We start from the raw sequence: 11,922 nt of genomic DNA on the forward strand, positions 1-11,922 counted from the left end.
GCCCGAGTACGGCGCGTACCTGTGCCACCGCGCGGTCACCACGGACGGTTCCGACGGCGGCGGCACCCCGCTCGACCTGCTGCGGGCGGCCGCCGCGCTGCTCCCCGCCGGGCACGCCGTGCACCGGCACGTCACCGGCCTCGACCGGGACGACCGCATGGAGGCGCTGCTCGCCGCCCTGTTCCCGACCGCCGTCCCGGACCTGGAGCGGCGCGGCCGCTACCGTGCGCTCGAGGAGGCGGCGGAGCGCTACCCGGCCCTGTGGAGCGCGCTCGAACGCGACGAACCGACCGCCATACAGCGTGAGTTGACCGCCCTCGTCGAGATCGGCGCCCCGGACCTCGCCGTGCCGCACACCCTCGCCGTCCTGCACCGTGAGGAGGCGCTCGGCGGCCTCGCCCGCACCGGCACCCCGTCCGACGCCCTGACGGCGGCCACCGCCCTGTGGACCCTGCTCCTCGCCCACCCGGCGTTCTGGGCGCACGTGGGGATCGACGACGCGGAGAGCACGCAGGCGCTGCGCCGCGAGCTCACCGACGAACTCCTCGACCTGCACCGGGTGCACGGCGCCCGGGCCCTGGACAGCGAGACCCGGGACCCCGGTCCCTACCTGCGCTGCCTGACCGCCGTACGCGAAGGGCCCGACGCCACCCGTGCGCTGCTCGCGGGCGGGCCCGCGGCCGCCGCCGTGCCCGATGGCGTCGACGCGGACCTGTTCGCGTACGCGGCGGACCGCGCCGAGCGGCTCGTCGGCAGCTGGGCCGACGACCTGGTCGCCGAGGCGGGCTGGCGCGCCGACGACCCCGACGCGCTGGAGCGGCTGCCCGTGGGCGTCGACCGGGACTTCGAGGCGGCCATCGCGGTCCTGGACGCGGCGATCGAGCGGGGCTTCGCGCCCGTGCCCGTCCTCACCGGCGTCGTCGGCCTGTACAACGAGTGGCAGGACGGCCTGCGCGAGATCAACGACTGGGACGGCGCCGAGGAGATCCTCCGCAAGGCCGGGACCCACGTGGAGCGGCTCGCCGCGCAGAGCACCGAGAACCAGCCGCACCGCAAGGCCAACCAGGTGCTCGGCCACCACTTCCTGGTGCGGGCCCTGTGCGCCGGGTACACCCAGGAGTCCCTCGACCTGCTCGACCGGGCCAAGGCCTGGGACCCGCTGCACCGCTGGCTCGTCAACGTGACGGACCGGCACGTCCGGCAGATCGTCTACCTCCCGGTCCGCGAGCACATCACGGCCCGGCGCTACGGGCAGGCCCTGGAGATCCTCGACGGCATCGAGGTGCCGGACGCCGACATCCCCGGTGGCGTGCGCCGCTCGCACATGCAGCTGCGGGTCAAGGCCCTGTACTGGAAGGGCCTGGACGACCTCGACGCGCGGGAGCTCGACACCGCCGAGGAGTGCCTGCGCGAGGCGCTGGAGCTCAGCCCCGAGATCGACAACGACCCGAACCTGGTGCCGCGGACCAACAAGGCGCTGTCCAAGCTGCTCACCTACCGCGCGAGCGACTTCGTCACCGCCGCCGCCACGGCACCCGCCGACGACACCGAGGCGCTCGTCGGTCTGATGGCCGCGAAGGGCCTGCTCCGTGACGCCCTCGACCTCGACCCGGCCAACCGCACCGCCGCGGACACCATGACCCGCGCGGAGGAATCGATCAGGAGGTTCCTGAGATGACCACGGCGGACCGCCGCCCCAACCCCTTCCACGTGCTCGGGCTGCCGTCCGGCGCCGACGAGCAGACCATCGTCGAACGCGCCGAGGACGGTATCCGCACCGCGTCCGGCGAGCAGGAACGCGCCCTGTACGACTGGGCGATGCGCGAGCTCATCGGGCATCCGCGGACCCGGCAGCGGCACGTCCTGACGGAGCCGCCCGGCACGGGCTACCGCGACCGCGACTGGGAGACCTTCGTGCGCCGCCACCGCGGCAACCCCGCCGACCTGCGCGCCCACCGGCTCGGCCCGGACACGCTGGACCTGCCCGCGGCCCTCGACGCCGTCGTCAGGGAGCTGCACCGGACCGTGCCGGACGAGGCGCGGCAGGCACTGGACCGGCTGCCCGCGACGGCCGCCCCGACGGACACGGAACTGGAGGCCGCCGATGCCCTCTTCGGCTGAGCGGACGAGCGGACAGGCCACCGAGACGGCCAGCGAGCAGGAGGCCGCCGAACAGGAGGCCGCCGAGCAGACCGAGAAGGAGCAGACCGAGAAGGAGCAGACCGACACGGCGCAGACCGAGACGGAGCAGACCGACACGGCGCAGACCGAGGCGGAGCGGACCGAGGGTGACGCCGTGCCGTCCCCGCCCGCCCTCGACTGGGCCGCGTTCGCCGAGCGCCCGCTGCCCGAGGGCGGTGCCGACGAGCGGGTCGTCGCGCCGCAGGCCGAGCTCGCCGCCGTGCTCCAGCGGCGCCACGAGGACCTGAGCGCCGTCCGCGGCGACGCGGCCAGGGCCGCGTCCGGCGCACGCGACACCGTCTACGACCTGGCCGTCCTGGTCGGCCGCTTCGACCAGCTCGTCGCGGCCTGCGCGGCGGACCTCGAGGACAGCGGCCGGTCCCGGCTGCACCGCAGGCTCCGCATCCTGAAGGAGCAGATGCTGCAGACCCTCAGGGACGCCGACGTCGAGGTCCGCGACCCGCTGGGGCTGCCCGCGGCGGACGTCGCCGACTGGGCGGACCCGATCGGCTGGCGGCACGGCCCCCAGTTCACCGAGGAGACGGTGGCGCAGACCGACGAACCCGCCGTGTTCCACGCGGGCGCCGTCGTACGCCTCGCCCGCGTCTTCATGGGCTCGCCCGAACACGAGCCCGCCCCGGCACAGGCCCCGGCCCCGGCCGGGAGCCCGGCACCCGGCCCGGCCGGCGACCCCCACGACCTCGGCGAAACGGACAAGGACGCATGACGGAGCAGAAGATGGCGAGTGACCAGCAGATCGTGAGCAAGGCCGTCGGCATCGACCTCGGCACGACGAACAGCGCCGTCGCGGTGATGAACCCCGCCGACAGCGAGATCCTGATCCACCGCGACCCGGTCACCAAGTCCTCGACGACGCCCAGCTGCGTGTGGCGCTCCCCGTCCGGCGGCGAGCCGGTCGTGGGCCGCAAGGCGTTCGCCCGCAAGGGCAGCAGCCCGGAGCCCGTCACGTCCGTGAAGCGGCTGATGGGGACGCGCACGACGGTGGACCTGTCGGGAGAGGCACAGACCCCGCAGCAGATCTCCGCGGCGATCCTCGGCGAGATGAAGCGCCAGATCGAGGAGGACGTCGCCGCGTTCGACACGGACGGGGTGCGCTGGGTCGTCGACCGTGCCGTCGTGACCGTCCCCGCCTACTTCGACCAGCCGCAGATAGACGCCACCCGCGAGGCGGCCGAGCAGGCGGGCCTGGAGGTTCTCGGCCTGCTCCACGAGCCGACGGCGGCCGCCAGCCACTACTGCTGGCGCACCGCGACGCAGAACGGCACGTTCCTCGTCTACGACCTGGGCGGCGGCACGTTCGACGTCAGCGTCCTGCGCTGCACCGCGGGCACCTTCGAGGTCCTCGGCATCAGCGGCAACAACCGTCTGGGCGGCGACGACATCGACGCCGCCGTCGCCCGTCACCTGCAGAAGATGCTCCAGGCCGACGGGTACGACCTCGACCTCGACACCGAGAACGACCCCGAGGACGCGCTGCGCTTCAGCCAGCTCAAGATCCTCGCCGAGGGCGCCAAGAAGGCCCTGTCCGAGCGCACCGAGTACGTGCTGCGCGACGCGGGCCGGCTCACCGACCAGAGCGGCGAACCCGTCATCGTCGAGACGCTCCTCGAACGCGACGAACTCGACGCAGTGGCCCGCCCGTTCGTCGAGCGGACCTTCACCTACTGCGACGAGGCGGTGGCCCGGGCCACCGAGCGGGCCGGCATCACCCTCGCCGACGTCGACCACATCATCCTGGCCGGCGGCTCCACCCACATGCCGCTCGTGCGCGAGATGGTCACGCGGGAGCTGTGCGCCGGGGCCGACCCGGACTCGCCGCGCCAGGTCCGCGCCTCCTGTGCCGCACCGGTCTACGAGCAGGTCGACACGGTCGTCGCGCTCGGCGCCGCCGTCCGCGCGTCCGCCGTCGGCGGCCTCGCCGTCCACGACCGTGACCGCACCGTCCGCGTCTCGTTCCACGGCACCGCCGCGACGGGCCGCGCCACCACCTCCGTCGGCGGCACGGTCAAGGCGCTCACCGACTCCCTCGACCTGACCGACGGCCAGGTCCGGCTCACCACCGACGGGTTCGAGGACCAGGTCGACCTGTCCCCGGAGGGCGCGTTCGCGTTCCGGGACGTGCCCGTGCAGCCGGACGCCGAGTCCAGCCTGACCTTCGAGGTCTACGACGCGTACGGCGACCTGCTCGCGACGGCGGGCCGCCAGCTCGCCCACAGCTCCGGCGAGCAGCGGCCGACCGGCGGCACCGGCGGCGCTGCGATCACCGCCAAGGCCGTGCTCATGGAGGTCGACTACGGCGACGGCCGCACCGGCCGCGAGGAGCTCGTCCCGGCCATGCAGCAGCTCCCGTACGAGCGCGGCTTCGAGTTCGCGCACCCGGGCCGGGAGCGGGTCGAGCTGCGGCTGTTCCAGCAGAGCGTGCCGATCCAGGTCATCACCGTCCTGGTGCCGTCGTCGACGCCGCGCGGCACGGCGATCCGGCTCACGGTCTCCATGTTCGAGAACGCGGCGATCAGCGTGCGCGGCTCCATCGGCGAGGTCTCCTTCGACGTGCCGGTCGAGCTGCCCGTCGAGCGCACCATGCCGAGCGAGGCCGAGACGGAGTCGCTGGGCCGCCGCTTCGAGGAGAGCATCGGCTACCTCCCGGCCGGCCCGCAGAACACGGCGAAGGCCCAGTGGGCGATGGCCCAGCAGGCGTTCCGGCAGGCCAAGGAGCGCGGGGACGTGGCCGGCGCCGTCCACGAGTTCCGCGAGCTGGAGCAGGTGGCCGGCTCGGTGTCCGGGTACGGCGGCGAACTCCAGCCCCCGAAGGCGGAGTTCGACGAGCTCGTCGGTGACTGCATGGGCCTGCACGCCCATCTCGTCGAGCACGGTGTGCCCGAGGGCAAGACCTTCGACGGGCCCGACATCGCACGCGGTATCGAGGGCCAGCGCACCCGCGGCGAGCAGGCGTACGCGGCCGGCGACCAGCAGGCGTACGGGGAGGTGATCAGGCAGCTCCAGCGCGTGTCCACGTATCTGAAGGGGCTGATGCGCGTCGAGCGGGGTACCGAGATCCCGCCCGCGGCCCGGGCCGCCGCCCAGCTGCGGGCCGACCTGAAGGGCACCGAGGAACTGCTCCGCGTCGCCGACGCCACCGGGCGGGCCGTGGAGAGCCGCGAGCTCGCCGAGATCCAGCACCGGCTGCGCTCCCAGGAGGCGCTGATCGCCACGGACCCCGAGGGCGTGCTGCGCGACCTCAGCCGGCTGAACGCGCGCCTGCGCCAGCTGGCCCGCATGCTCGTCGACGCCGACACCGGCCCCGCGGGACCGGCCGTCCCGATCTACCAGGGCGGCCCCGGCGCGACCGGGCCCGGCCCCGGCGGCTACGGCGTCCCGGGCCAGGGAGGCACGGTATGAGCACCCCGGTCGTGTGCCCCGTCCCGCGCTGCCGGACCGCGCACGAGGCGAGTGCCGACAGCTGCCGCCGCTGCGGCACCCCGCTGCGCGCCTACGCCCGGCTGGGTGCGCATCCGGCGCGGCTGTTCAACGAGGGCCTCGCGGCGGCCCGGCGCGGCGCGTTCGCGGCGGCCCGCGACCGGTTCGCCGCGGTCGTCCTGTGGTGCCCGCACGACGCCGAGGCCCGCAGCGCGCTCGGGCTGGCCTGCTACGAACTGGGCGACGCCGACGAGGCGCGCCGCCAGTGGGAGCAGGCCGTGGCCCGCCGGCCGCAGGACCGGACGGCCCGCGACGGCCTGGCGCTGCTGGCCGCGGCTACGGATCCGGTGACGTAGCGCGCAGCGCCCGCGCCAGCTCGTCCGGCTCCACGCCCAGCTCGACCAGCATCCGGCGGGCGGAGGAGTCCTCGTCGGCGAGGAGTTCGAGCAGGACGGACTCCTCGTCGACGAGCCGCCCGGCGTCCTCGGCCCCGGCGGCCAGCCGCTCCAGCTTGTCGCGGGTGCGCGAGTAGAACTCGTGGCGGCGCGGGCGGCCGAGCCGGCCCAGGCTGCGGTAGGCGCGCGCGCCGTCCTCGCCCTGTCCGGCGAGGGCCTCGCGCAGCACGTCGCTGCCCGCGACCGCGAAGGCCTGGAGCAGCAGGCTCGTGCTGATCCGCTTCTCCTTCGCCGCCGCGAGCAGCCGGGCCGTGCGCACCGCCGCCGCGGCTCCCGGACCCAGCGAGCCGAGGGCGAGGGGCTGCCCGTCGTCGGCGGACCGGGCGGCGGACTCGACGACGGGCGCGAGCAGCAACTCCGGTCGGATCCCGATGAGTTTGAGCAGGTCCGCGCAGTTCCCGCCGCCCGTCTCCAGGAACGCCACGGCGATGTCGTCGACGCCGACCCGGTCCCGCCCGTCGGCCATGACAGCGGCGTCCGCGCCCTCCACGACCCGGGCGATCGTGTCGGAGAACGCGATGCGCCGGTCGCCCGTCTGCACCGACGTCCCGTTGACGCTGGCACCGTCCGTCCGGACGCTCGGCGAGGACCGCACGATCCCCTGGGTGCTGTCAGCGCTGCCGGTGGAGTCGGCGGTGTCGGTGGTGTCGTCGAGGTCGCCGCCGCCGGCCGGCGTGTGGCTCTGCACGTACTGCAGCATCTCGGTCAGCTGCCGCAGCAGCCGGGAGCCGAGGCGGACCGTCGCGCGCTCGCGCACCTCGTCCGTCTCCAGAAGCGCCGTCAGCAGGTCGACGGAGGTGATGATCCCGCGCGGCTCACCGAACTCACCGGCCCGGCGCAGCAGCCCGAACGCCTGGGTCGTGTACCGGGGCCGGGCCGTCCGCTCGGGCTGCGGCGCCGGTGCGGGCGCCGCCGTGATCCGGACGCTCGGATCGCCGTACAGCACGAACGACGCCCAGGTGCCGTCCCCGTCACCGGCGAGCGCGGCGCGCGCCCCGCGCACCGCCACCCCCGCCTCGGCCTGCTCGCCCAGCTCCCCGTAGAACGCCTCGGCGAACCGCAGCGCGCTCGCGTCGCGCACCGGGGTGCGGGTCCCGACCACCGTCTTGGCGCCCATGACCATGAACGACATGCAGGCGTTCATGGTCTGGGCGGCCTCGGCGAGCGCCCGCGACGGCGCGTCCAGCGTCGGGCTCGCGGACGCGCAGCCGTTGATCAGCACGATGGGCGGCGCCCCGCGCCGGGCCAGCGGCCGCAGGGCGTCCAGGTCGATGCACTTGCGGTCGTGCACGAGGAGCCCGGCGGCGCCCCGCTCCGCCGACACGTGCCCCGAGTAGTGGAACAGGTCGTAGGGCGCCGCCTTGTCGGCGAGCTCCCCGACGACCCGGACGAGCGTGGCGTCCGCGCCGGTGAGCACCGTGCACTCCACCCCCTGCTCGGTGAGCCAGGCACTGATCAGCTCGGTCTCCTTGCGGGCGGGCGCCAGGTCGCCGAGGGTGTCGCCGACCACGAGCGCGCGCCGGATCCGCTCGCTGCTGCGCCCGTCCACGACCGGGCCGTCCACCTTGGCCCGGCGCCCCATGTCGTGCCGGAGCCCGAGGAAGTCCTCCTCGTCGTGCAGCAGTTCCCACGGCACGAGCGTCTCGTTGCTCTGCACGAGCAGCGGCCCGGCCGTCTGCCGCAGCTGCCGCACGAGGTCCCCGGTCTGCGGGAACAGCGCGTCGTGCAGCTGACCGCCGAGCCGTACCAGCGCCTCGCGCAGCGCGCCCTCGTCGGCCGGGGCGGCGTCCTTGACCCGCTCGTCGATCTCCTTGCACAGCCCCTTCACCAGGTCCTGGCTGACCGGGACGGTGTGCTCCTGCTCCAGCGGTCCGACCAGCGCCCCGTTGCCCGAGCGCAGTTCGTACGCGTACTGGGTGCGGCCCGGCCGCGGCTCCGACACCCGGACCTGGAGGGTCGTCATCATGGCCGGGAACCGCCGGTGCCGTCCGGCCGGTGCCGGTCGTAGAACCGGGCGATCGCCTCGGACGTGGCCCGGTCCGCCGGATGCACCAGCTCCAGGGTGTCACCGGCGATCGTCACGCGGACCCGGGGCACGGCGTCCTCGTCGGGGGAGGCGGCCGGACGGCGGGCGGCCGCCTCGTGGCGCCGGGCGATCCACTGCCGCGCCGCCTCCACGATCGCCACCACGTTGCCCACGCCGCCCACGATCAGCGTCGTCACCTCGACGAGCTCGGCCACCCGCTGGTCGGAGTCGGGCACGGTCAGCCACGCACGCTCGACGCGGGCGGCCCCCGCGGCCGTCAGCGCCTCGTGCAGGGCGTCGAGTTCGGGACCCGGGTCGGGCCCGTGCAGTTCCAGCTCCAGGGTCGTGGCGGCCCCGGTCGAGCCTGTCGTCATGCCTGCCTCCAAGCCCCCACCCGCGTCGGGCGGAATCGGCGGTACCACCAGCCTGGCACCACGGCCTTCAGCAGACCATCGCATCACCCCGATCGCTGCTGTTTCCGCGCAAGTTGACGCGGATGTGGCGGCGGACAGCCGGAAGGGGCGGCACCCGCCCGGGTGCCGCCCCTTCAACTGCGCCGTTTCTAGCGGTAGTTCACGAACTGCAGGGCGAACTCGAAGTCCTGCCCCTTCAGGAGCGCGATCACGGACTGCAGGTCGTCCCGGCTCTTGGAGCTGACCCGCAGCTCCTCGCCCTGCACCTGCGCCTTGACACCCTTGGGGCCCTCGTCGCGGATGAGCTTGGCGACCTTCTTGGCGTTCTCCTGGGAGATGCCCTCCTCGATCGAGGCGAAGATCTTGTACTCCTTGCCGGACAGCTGCGGCTCACCGGCGTCCAGCGACTTCAGCGAGATGCCGCGCTTGATCAGCTTGGACTGGAAGACGTCGAGGATGGCCTTGACCCGCTCCTCGGAGTTGGCCTCCATGAGGATCTTCTCGCCGGACCAGGAGATGGAGGCGCCGACGTTCTTGAAGTCGTAGCGCTGCGAGATCTCCTTGGCGGCCTGGTTGAGGGCGTTGTCGACCTCCTGCCGCTCGACCTTCGAGACGATGTCGAAACTGGAGTCGGCCATGTCCTGTGGCTCCTTGTATCGGGACGCGCCGGAGCGCGTCGGGGATGAATCCGTGCAAGCCTAGTCATCGCCCGGTCCCCGGCCGACGATCAATCGGGTGGCGGAGCACCCCGGTGCATCAGGTATTGTTTACGTCGTTGCCAGCGAGCACCGCCGAACAGCGGAGCCCGTGGCAGCGAACCCCAGGCGGTGTGCCCGAGCGGCCAAAGGGAGCAGACTGTAAATCTGCCGGCTTCGCCTTCCCAGGTTCGAATCCTGGCGCCGCCACACTTGGGAGAAGCCCCCTCCGGATTCCGGAGGGGGCTTCGTCGTGTCCGGGCGGGGGCCCTGGCGGGCCCGGAGCGTCTCCGGGCGCCCGGACGCCCGGGTCAGGCCAGGTCGCGGTGGCGGCCGACCGGGCTCGCGTACAGGTACAGCGGGGGCAGGAGCGCGGCCGCGCACACCGCCCACAGCGCCGCGTGCGTCCCGGCGGCCGTGGCCAGCAGGCCCGCGGTGAGGGCGCCGAGCGGCAGGGCGCCCCAGGAGACGAAGCGGACCGTGGCCATGACCCGGGAGAGCAGCTCGGGCGGGGACTGGGTCTGGCGGTAGGTGCGGGTGGTGATCGAGCCGATGGCGCTGCCGAAGGCGAAGCCCGCGTTGCCCAGGCCGAACCAGAAGGCGTCGGACGCCGACGTGGTGAGCGGGGCGAGCAGGAGCAGCGCGCCGCCGGTCAGGTCGGCGACGATGATCCCGCGGGCGGTGCCGATGCGCCGGGTCACCCGGACGGCGACCGCGGAGCCGGCGAGCGCGCCGACACCGTCCATCGCGAGCACCAGGCCCAGCTGCGCCGAGTTCAGCCCGGCCTCGCGCACCAGGTAGAGGGGGGTGAGGGCGAGCAGCGCCGCGTTCAGGAAGTTCGCGGCGGTCGCCCAGAACATGCAGGGCCCCATGACCGGGTGCCGCAGGACGTACTGGAGCCCCTCGCGCATCAGCCGCAACGGCCCGGACCCGGGCGGCGGCGGGACCGGACGGCGCTCGGGCAGCGTGCGCAGCAGCACCGCCGAGGCCAGATAGCTTCCGGCGTCCACGACGAGCGCGCCCACCGGCCCGGTGGCCTGGACGAGCAGACCGCCGATGGAGGGGCCGCCGGTGTCGGTGACGGCGTGGGTGCCGGACATCAGGCTGTTGCGCGCGGCCAGCTGCCCGGCGGGGACGACGGCGGGCAGGAACGTCGAGTTGCCGATGTCGAACAGCACGGTGGCCGCGCCCGTGACCAGCGCCGCCGCCAGCAGATGCGGGTAGGTCAGCCGGTCCAGCCACCAGGCGAGCGGCAGCGACCCGAGGGCCAGGAACCGTACGAGGTCGAGCGCGACCTGGAGCCGGCGCAGTGGCACGTGCTGGGCGACGACCCCGGCCGGGAGGCTGAGCAGCAGCCAGGACACCTGACCCGCGGCGGCGAGCAGCGCGGCCTCGAACGCCGTGACGTGCAGCACGGTCAGCGCGACGAGCGGCAGGGCGAGTGCGGTGACGGCGGTGCCGCCGTTGCTGACGGTGGCGGCGGCCCAGTAGCGCCAGAAGACGCCGGCGGACGCCCGTGCGGGCGGGGCGTCGGCCGGTGTCGCGTCGGAGCGCGCCGGTGCTGTGGTGTCGTCGGTCGTCGCTTCGGTCATGTGATGCCGCGCCCCCCGTTAGTCTCTTTTGGGAACTCACTCGTTCCAGTGAGTTTCTATCGGGAACTCACTGGATGGCGCAAGATGGTTCCGACGAGCGGACGGCGCGCGGCCGCGGCTCGGACCAGGAGACTCGGACCAGGAGAGGGGCGGTCATGGTCAGGTCGGTGCCCGAGCGGGACGCCGCCTGTGCGATCGCGCAGGCGGCCGCCGTGGTCGGCGACTGGTGGAGCCTGCTCCTCCTGCGCGAGACCGCACGCGGACACCACCGCTTCGACGCCCTCCAGCGGGAGTTGGGCATCTCCCGCAAGGTCCTCACCGAGCGCCTCGGCCACCTCGTCGACGCCGGGGTCCTGGAGAAGGTCCCGTACCAGGGCAGCCCCGTGCGGTACGAGTACCGGCTCACCGACAGCGGACGCGGACTGCTGCCCGTGCTCCTGTCCCTGCAGGACTGGGCCGACCGCTGGGTGCTCGGCGACGGTTCGCTCAGCGGCACGGCCGACGAGGAGAGCGAGCAGGCGCGGCGCGTCGCGGGCCTGGCCGGGGAGACACTGCCGCCCCTCGCCCTGCCCGGCCATCGCGACGGCGGGCCGCTCGACCCGGTCGCACCGGACGCCGCCCACACGGTCCTGTTCTGCTACCCGGCGACCGGCCGCCCGAGCCCCCTCCCGGACAACTGGGGCGACATCCCCGGCACGATCGGCTGCACCCTGGAGAACCGCCTCTTCCGCGACGCCTACGACGACTTCCGCGCGGCCGGGGCCGAGGTGCGCGGCGTCAGCACCCAGCGCCCGGACGAGCAGCGGGTGTTCGCCGTCGAGGAGGGCATCCCGTTCACGCTGCTGTCCGACGTCGACCTGCGGCTGTCCGCCGCGCTGCGGCTGCCCGTGTTCCGCGCGGGCCAGGCGCTGCGCCTCAAGCGGGCCGTCCTCGTCGTGGACCGCGACCGGGTCGTGCGGCACGCCCGCTTCCCGGTGGCCGACATCCCGGCCGCCGTCGCGGAGGCCCTGGCGGTGGTGCGGGGCTGAACGGCCGTGCCCGGGAGGGCGGTTGTCCGGGAGGGCGGTTGTCCGGCAGGGCGGTTGTCCGGCAGGGCGGTTGCCCGGGAGGGCCGCGCCGTCC

The 11,922-nt window shown here is 74.1% G+C and carries 10 protein-coding genes and 1 tRNA gene; 7 read left to right on the forward strand and 4 right to left on the reverse strand.

Going from position 1 to position 11,922, the window contains the following annotated elements; genetic code table 11:
* From GTW43_RS12640 to GTW43_RS12660, 5 genes are all read left to right on the forward strand, one after another.
* The coding region (locus GTW43_RS12640; RefSeq protein ID WP_161301754.1) for a hypothetical protein at positions 1 to 1,678 on the forward strand (1,678 nt) is incomplete at its 5' end.
* Positions 1,675 to 2,121 carry a hypothetical protein gene (locus GTW43_RS12645; RefSeq protein WP_161301755.1) on the forward strand — a complete coding sequence of 149 codons (447 nt, stop codon included), beginning with the start codon at positions 1,675 to 1,677 and terminating at the stop codon, positions 2,119 to 2,121. The genes GTW43_RS12640 and GTW43_RS12645, both read left to right, overlap by 4 nt.
* Positions 2,105 to 2,908 carry a hypothetical protein gene (locus tag GTW43_RS12650; RefSeq protein WP_161301756.1) on the forward strand — a complete coding sequence of 268 codons (804 nt, stop codon included), beginning with the start codon at positions 2,105 to 2,107 and terminating at the stop codon, positions 2,906 to 2,908. Before GTW43_RS12645 ends, GTW43_RS12650 begins: the two co-directional genes overlap by 17 nt.
* On the forward strand, positions 2,905 to 5,601 hold the full coding sequence (locus tag GTW43_RS12655; protein ID WP_161301757.1) for an Hsp70 family protein: 2,697 nt from the start codon (positions 2,905 to 2,907) through the stop codon (positions 5,599 to 5,601). The genes GTW43_RS12650 and GTW43_RS12655 overlap by 4 nt, the downstream gene beginning before the upstream one ends.
* Positions 5,598 to 5,975: a tetratricopeptide repeat protein gene (locus GTW43_RS12660; protein ID WP_161301758.1), complete on the forward strand. Its 378-nt coding sequence runs from the start codon at positions 5,598 to 5,600 to the stop codon at positions 5,973 to 5,975. Before GTW43_RS12655 ends, GTW43_RS12660 begins: the two co-directional genes overlap by 4 nt.
* Here the strand turns inward: GTW43_RS12660 and GTW43_RS12665 are convergent.
* The 3 genes from GTW43_RS12665 to GTW43_RS12675 form a co-directional block, all read right to left on the reverse strand.
* Positions 5,956 to 8,040, reverse strand: coding sequence for a CHAT domain-containing protein (locus tag GTW43_RS12665; protein WP_161301759.1), 2,085 nt, complete (start codon positions 8,038 to 8,040; stop codon positions 5,956 to 5,958). The two genes, GTW43_RS12660 and GTW43_RS12665, sit on opposite strands and share 20 nt — an antisense overlap.
* On the reverse strand, positions 8,037 to 8,474 hold the full coding sequence (locus tag GTW43_RS12670; protein WP_161301760.1) for a hypothetical protein: 438 nt from the start codon (positions 8,472 to 8,474) through the stop codon (positions 8,037 to 8,039). The genes GTW43_RS12665 and GTW43_RS12670 overlap by 4 nt, the downstream gene beginning before the upstream one ends.
* Positions 8,475 to 8,662: 188 nt before the next feature.
* Positions 8,663 to 9,151 (reverse strand): YajQ family cyclic di-GMP-binding protein, encoded by a 489-nt coding sequence (locus tag GTW43_RS12675; protein WP_161301761.1) that lies wholly within the window; start codon positions 9,149 to 9,151, stop codon positions 8,663 to 8,665.
* Positions 9,152 to 9,336: 185 nt separating this feature from the next.
* On the opposite strand from GTW43_RS12675, the gene GTW43_RS12680 reads away from it, so the two are divergent.
* A tRNA-Tyr gene (locus tag GTW43_RS12680) sits at positions 9,337 to 9,418 on the forward strand.
* 101 nt (positions 9,419 to 9,519) lie between these two features.
* On the opposite strand, the gene GTW43_RS12685 is transcribed toward GTW43_RS12680, so the two are convergent.
* Positions 9,520 to 10,800, reverse strand: a complete 1,281-nt coding sequence (locus GTW43_RS12685) for an MFS transporter (RefSeq protein WP_161301762.1) — start codon at positions 10,798 to 10,800, stop codon at positions 9,520 to 9,522.
* 155 nt (positions 10,801 to 10,955) lie between these two features.
* Here GTW43_RS12685 and GTW43_RS12690 point away from each other — a divergent pair, with 155 nt between their 5' ends.
* Positions 10,956 to 11,828, forward strand: a complete 873-nt coding sequence (locus GTW43_RS12690; protein WP_161301763.1) for a winged helix-turn-helix transcriptional regulator — start codon at positions 10,956 to 10,958, stop codon at positions 11,826 to 11,828.
* Positions 11,829 to 11,922 lie beyond the last annotated feature (94 nt).

Origin of the sequence: Streptomyces sp. SID5785, from assembly GCF_009870065.1 — a bacterium.
In the GTDB taxonomy this organism is placed as follows: domain Bacteria; phylum Actinomycetota; class Actinomycetes; order Streptomycetales; family Streptomycetaceae; genus Streptomyces.

What these genes read in the sequence shown, in the direction of transcription:
- GTW43_RS12645 (WP_161301755.1), top strand. Translation starts at nt 1,675, where the DNA reads ATGACCACGGCGGACCGCCGCCCCAACCCCTTCCACGTGCTCGGGCTG.
- GTW43_RS12650 (WP_161301756.1), top strand. Translation starts at nt 2,105, where the DNA reads ATGCCCTCTTCGGCTGAGCGGACGAGCGGACAGGCCACCGAGACGGCC.
- GTW43_RS12655 (WP_161301757.1), top strand. Translation starts at nt 2,905, where the DNA reads ATGACGGAGCAGAAGATGGCGAGTGACCAGCAGATCGTGAGCAAGGCC.
- GTW43_RS12660 (WP_161301758.1), top strand. Translation starts at nt 5,598, where the DNA reads ATGAGCACCCCGGTCGTGTGCCCCGTCCCGCGCTGCCGGACCGCGCAC.
- GTW43_RS12665 (WP_161301759.1), bottom strand. Translation starts at nt 8,040, where the DNA reads ATGATGACGACCCTCCAGGTCCGGGTGTCGGAGCCGCGGCCGGGCCGC.
- GTW43_RS12670 (WP_161301760.1), bottom strand. Translation starts at nt 8,474, where the DNA reads ATGACGACAGGCTCGACCGGGGCCGCCACGACCCTGGAGCTGGAACTG.
- GTW43_RS12675 (WP_161301761.1), bottom strand. Translation starts at nt 9,151, where the DNA reads ATGGCCGACTCCAGTTTCGACATCGTCTCGAAGGTCGAGCGGCAGGAG.
- GTW43_RS12685 (WP_161301762.1), bottom strand. Translation starts at nt 10,800, where the DNA reads ATGACCGAAGCGACGACCGACGACACCACAGCACCGGCGCGCTCCGAC.
- GTW43_RS12690 (WP_161301763.1), top strand. Translation starts at nt 10,956, where the DNA reads ATGGTCAGGTCGGTGCCCGAGCGGGACGCCGCCTGTGCGATCGCGCAG.